Genomic DNA, 4,691 nt, shown 5'->3' with positions numbered 1-4,691 from the left:
ACCGCGGGGCCCGCGGTGTCGCCGGTCTGCCCGGTGGCGGGCGCGGCGGGCGCGGTCGAGGGATCGGCGCCGTCGCCGCAGTCGTCCCCGGCGGCCTCGTCGTCCCCGGCCGGCTCCTCGTTCTGGGCGGCCTGGCCGTCCGTGGCGCCCTGGGCCGGTCCCGTCTGGGGTTCGGGGTGGCCGTCGGCGGTGGGCCGGCCCGGGCCCGCCGTGGTGCCCGCAGCGGTACCGGCCGCCCCGGCCGAGGAGGCGGGGGCGGCCGGCTCGGGGACGGACGCCGGGGTGTTCGCCGGCGGCCTGACGGGGAGTCCGGACATGCCGGAACCCCCATGGGCCGAGGGCGGCGCGGCTGCGGGTGCCCCCGCCTCCGGCAGGGCGGAGACGGCCTGTTGGACGGCCTGGTGGACGGCCTGCTGCACGGCCGTTGTGACCTGGCTGCGGGCCGCCGCGGAGGCCTCGGCGTCGTCGGCCGCGGCGGGCACGGCGAACAGGAGCGGAAGGGCGAGGCCCGCGCCGGCGAGAGCCGCCCGGCGGCAGCCGACGGGGAGCGCGGAGGAGAGAGCACGGAACGCGTACGGAAGTGCAGCCACGGCGGGAAGTCCTTCCGACGGGCGGCCGCGGCGGGACGCGGTCGGCGGCGGGACAGCTCCGAACCAGCCTCACACATTCCGACAAAACGGGCATTTCGTACGCTCACTCCCCGTGTCCGCCCTGCCCGGTGCCACGGTCAGCGCAGTCGGAGCACCACCTTGCCGACGTGCTCGCTCCGCTCGATCAACCGGTGCGCCGCGGCGGCCTCCTCGATGGGCAGCACCTGGTGCACCACCGGCTTCACCACACCGGACTCCACCAGCGGCCACACGTGCTCGCGGACGGCGGCGACGATGGCCGCCTTCTCCGCGACCGGCCGGCCGCGCAGGTTGGTCGCCGCGACCGCGGCCCGCTTGCGCAGCAGGGCGTTCAGGTCGAGCTCCGCCTTGACCCCGCCCTGCAGGCCGATGATCACCAGACGTCCGTTGACGGCCAGTGCGTCCACGTTCCGCTGCAGGTACTTCGCGCCCATGATGTCGAGGATCACGTCCGCGCCGGCTCCGCCGGTGAAGTCCCGGACGGCCGCGGTGAAGTCCTGCTCCCGGTAGTCGATGCCGAGGTCGGCCCCCAGCTCGGCGCAGCGCGCCAGCTTCTCCGCGCTGCCCGCGGTGACCGCCACCCGGGCGCCCACGGCCTTGGCCAGCTGGATCGCCATGGTGCCGATGCCGCTCGCCCCGCCGTGCACCAGCACGGTCTCGCCCGGACGCAGGTGGGCCACCATGAAGACGTTCGACCAGACCGTGCAGGCGACCTCCGGCAGCGCCGCCGCCTCGTCCGCGGACAGCCCCTTCGGCACAGGCAGCAGCTGCCCCGCCGGCACCGCGACCCGCTCCGCGTAGCCGCCGCCGGTGAGCAGCGCGCACACCTCGTCGCCGACCGCCCAGCCGGCCACGCCCGCGCCCAGCGCGGCGATCCGGCCCGCGCACTCCAGACCCGGGTACCGGGAGGACCCGGGCGGCGGGTCGTAGAAGCCCTGCCGCTGCAGCAGGTCCGCGCGATTGACGGCGGTGGCGGCGACCTCGATCAGGACTTCGCCCTCGGCGGGCTCGGGATCGGGCACCTCGGCCCAGGTCAGCACCTCGGGGCCGCCCGGCTGGGGAATGGTGATGGCTCGCATGGCCGCCACGCTAGCCGCGGCGCGGGCGCCGCCCGCGACCGGCCCGCCGACGGCGCCCGCCCTCAGCCTCGGTTGACGCCCCGTCGGACGGTGATGATCCGGTCGGTGAGCTGCAGCACCGCGGCCTCCGGGTCGGTGAAGTTCAGCAGCCGGCGGCCGCGGACGACCGACACCACCAGGTCGGCGCACTCCCGCGGGGAACGGCCCGCCTCGGCCCTGGTCACCGGCCGCTCGACGAGGTCCAGCCCGGAGCCGACCGTCAACAGGTCCTCCATGACGGCGCCCGCGTGCGGGCTGAGGATCGACATGCCGAGCAGCCGGCCCGCCGAACTGGAACTGGTGACCACCACGTCGGCGCCGCTCTGCCGCAGCAGCGGCGCGTTCTCGTCCTCCCGGACGGCGGCCACCAGCACCGCCGCCGGATTGAGCTGACGCGCGGTCAGCGCCACCAGCACCGCGGTGTCGTCCCGGGCCGGGGCGATCACCACCTTCTCGGCCCGCGGCAGTTCGGCCCGCAGCAGGGTGTCCGATCGGGTCGCGTCCCCCAGAACGGCGGTCAGGCCGTCCCGGCCCGCCTGGTCGATCGCCTTGCGCTGCGGGTCGACCACCACGATCGACTCCTTGCGCAGCCCCTGGCCGAGCAGCGCGGTGACCGCGCTGCGGCCCTTGGTGCCGTAGCCGACGACGACGGTGTGCTCCCGCACCGGACCTCCAGCGGCCTGCCGACTGAGGACGGCACCGCCCCGGGGCCGCCGCTGGCGACGATACCGCCGCCGCGAGCGCGCGGGCCGGACCGCGCCGACCACCCGTGACCGGCACCTTCCCTCCACGTCCCCGCACGGGTCCGCCCCCGCGCGGCGGTGGTCCGGCGGGGCGCCGCGCCGCCATGCTGGTGCCCGTGACCCACGGCACCCGCGCCCCCGGCCCCGGCGGCAGACTCTCCCGGCTGCGCCCCGCCCGCGCCTCCCGCACCCGCGAGACCGAGGTGGCCGGCGGCCGGGTCTTCCTGCCGACCAGGACTCCCCCGCCGCCGTTCCGCCAGGTCGCCCGGCGGCTGCTGCTGGCACTCGCCGTCCTGCTCGCCACCACGCTGGTCGTCTGGCTGGACCGGGACGGGTACCACGACAACGCGGGCGGCCCGCTGGACCTGCTGGACGCCGCGTACTACGCCACCGTCACCCTCTCCACCACCGGCTACGGCGACATCACCCCGGTCAGCGACAGCGCCCGGCTGACCAACATCTTCGTGATCACCCCGCTGCGCGTGCTCTTCCTGATCATCCTGGTCGGCACCACCCTGGAGGTGCTCACCGAACGCACCCGCCAGCAGTGGCGGATCGGGCGCTGGCGCTCCACCGTCAAGGACCACACGGTGGTGATCGGGTACGGCACCAAGGGCCGCAGCGCGGTCGGCGCACTGCTCGGCCAGGGCATCGACCGCGGCTCGATCGTGGTCGTCGACCCGCAGCCGCGCACGGTGGAGCAGGCCACCCTGGACGGCCTGGCCGGGGTGGTCGGCGACGCCACCCGCACCGACACCCTGCTCCGCGCCGAACTGCCCCGGGCCGCGCGGGTGGTGGTGGCGCCGGAGCGGGACGACACCGCGGTGCTGATCACCCTGACCGCCCGCCAGCTCAACCGGGCCGCCACGGTGGTGGCCGCCGTCCGGGAGGACGAGAACGCGCCGCTGCTGCGGCAGAGCGGCGCCGACGTGGTGGTCACCAGTTCCAGTTCGGCGGGCCGGCTGCTCGGCATGTCGATCCTCAGCCCGCACGCGGGCGCCGTCATGGAGGACCTGCTCACCCACGGCACCGGCCTCGACGTCACCGAGCGGGCGGTCACCGCCGAGGAGGCGGGCCGCTCCCCGCGGGAGAGCGCGGACCTCGTCCTGGCGGTCGTCCGCGGCCGCCGGCTGCTGAACTTCACCGACGAGGAGGCCTCCGTGCTGCAGCCCACCGACCGGCTGATCGTCATCCGGGACACCCCCGGCCACGCCTGAGGCAGCGCGGGCCGCGGGCGTCAGGGCAGCTCCAGCACCTCCGCCCGGCCGCCCGCCGGGACACCGCCCGGCGGCACCACGGCGACCGCCTCGGCGAGGGCGAGTCCGCGCAGCATGGCCGGACCGTCGAAGCGCAGCGGCACCAGCCCGTCGCCGGTCCGCACCACCGGCACCAGCCGGGTGTCCTCCGGGTGGCCGGGCAGGACGACCGCCGCGGGCTCGGCGCGGGTCGGCGGCTCGGCGCGGCCGGCCAGTGCGTCCAGCAGCGGCAGGGCCAGGGTCAGGGCGCCCGCGGCGGCGGCCAGCGGGTTGCCGGGCAGACCGACCAGGTGCCGTCCGCCGGGCAGCGCCGCGAGCAGCATCGGGTGCCCCGGCCGGACGGCGACCCCGTCGACCAGCAGCCGGGCGCCCGCCTCGGCGAGCGCGGCGTGCAGGAAGTCGGCCGGGCCGGCCGCCGTGCCGCCGGTGGTCACCACCACGTCGGCGGGCGAGTGCCGCAGGGCGTCGCGCAGCAGGTCCCGGTCGTCGCCGACCCGGCGGACGCCGACCTGCTCGGCCCCGGCCGCGGAGAGCCACGGCGGCAGCAGCGGGCCGAGCGCGTCCCGGACGAGGCCGGGGCCGGGCACCCCGGAGTCGAGCAGTTCGTCGCCGAGCAGCAGCAGTTCGACGGTCGGCCGACGGCGCACCGCGAGGAGGTCGTGGCCGGCCGCGGCGGCCAGGCCGAGCACCGGCCCGGTCACCCGGGTGCCGGCGGGCAGCAGGGTCTCGCCGCGGCGGCACTCCTGGCCGCGCGGGCGGACGTCCTGACCCGGCCCGACCTCGCCGTGCAGCAGTCCCTGCACCGTCCGGCCGTGCTCGCGGCGGAGCACCCCGGTGGCGCCGGGCGGCAGCTGCGCACCGGTGGCGATCTCGACGGCCGTGCCGTCGGCCAGCGGGGCGGGCGCGGCACCGGCGAGCAGCCGGCCGGTCGGCCGCCAGGGGCCG

Annotated in this window: 3 protein-coding genes and 2 pseudogenes; 1 reads left to right on the top strand and 4 read right to left on the bottom strand. The window is 77.3% G+C overall.

Annotated elements, in window-relative coordinates; translation table 11 throughout:
• From KSNIM_RS19210 to KSNIM_RS19200, 3 genes and pseudogenes are all read right to left on the bottom strand, one after another.
• Positions 1-590: pseudogene (locus KSNIM_RS19210) on the bottom strand (hypothetical protein); the annotation flags it as partial.
• Between the two features lie 137 nt (positions 591-727).
• On the bottom strand, positions 728-1,708 hold the full coding sequence (locus KSNIM_RS19205; protein WP_263104437.1) for an NAD(P)H-quinone oxidoreductase: 981 nt from the start codon (positions 1,706-1,708) through the stop codon (positions 728-730).
• 62 nt (positions 1,709-1,770) lie between these two features.
• Positions 1,771-2,425, bottom strand: a pseudogene (locus KSNIM_RS19200) (potassium channel family protein); the annotation flags it as partial.
• Positions 2,426-2,654: 229 nt separating this feature from the next.
• Here KSNIM_RS19200 and KSNIM_RS19195 point away from each other — a divergent pair.
• On the top strand, positions 2,655-3,707 hold the full coding sequence (locus tag KSNIM_RS19195) for a potassium channel family protein (protein WP_411543872.1): 1,053 nt from the start codon (positions 2,655-2,657) through the stop codon (positions 3,705-3,707).
• Positions 3,708-3,727: 20 nt separating this feature from the next.
• Here the strand turns inward: KSNIM_RS19195 and KSNIM_RS19190 are convergent.
• Positions 3,728-4,691: molybdopterin-binding protein (locus tag KSNIM_RS19190; RefSeq protein ID WP_263104436.1), on the bottom strand; the 964-nt coding region annotated here is incomplete at its 5' end.

This window comes from Kitasatospora sp. DSM 101779 (assembly GCF_025655475.1).
Lineage (GTDB): Bacteria > Actinomycetota > Actinomycetes > Streptomycetales > Streptomycetaceae > Kitasatospora.
Note: the sequence above shows the minus strand (reverse complement) of the source record. Positions and strands in the feature narration are given on the sequence as shown.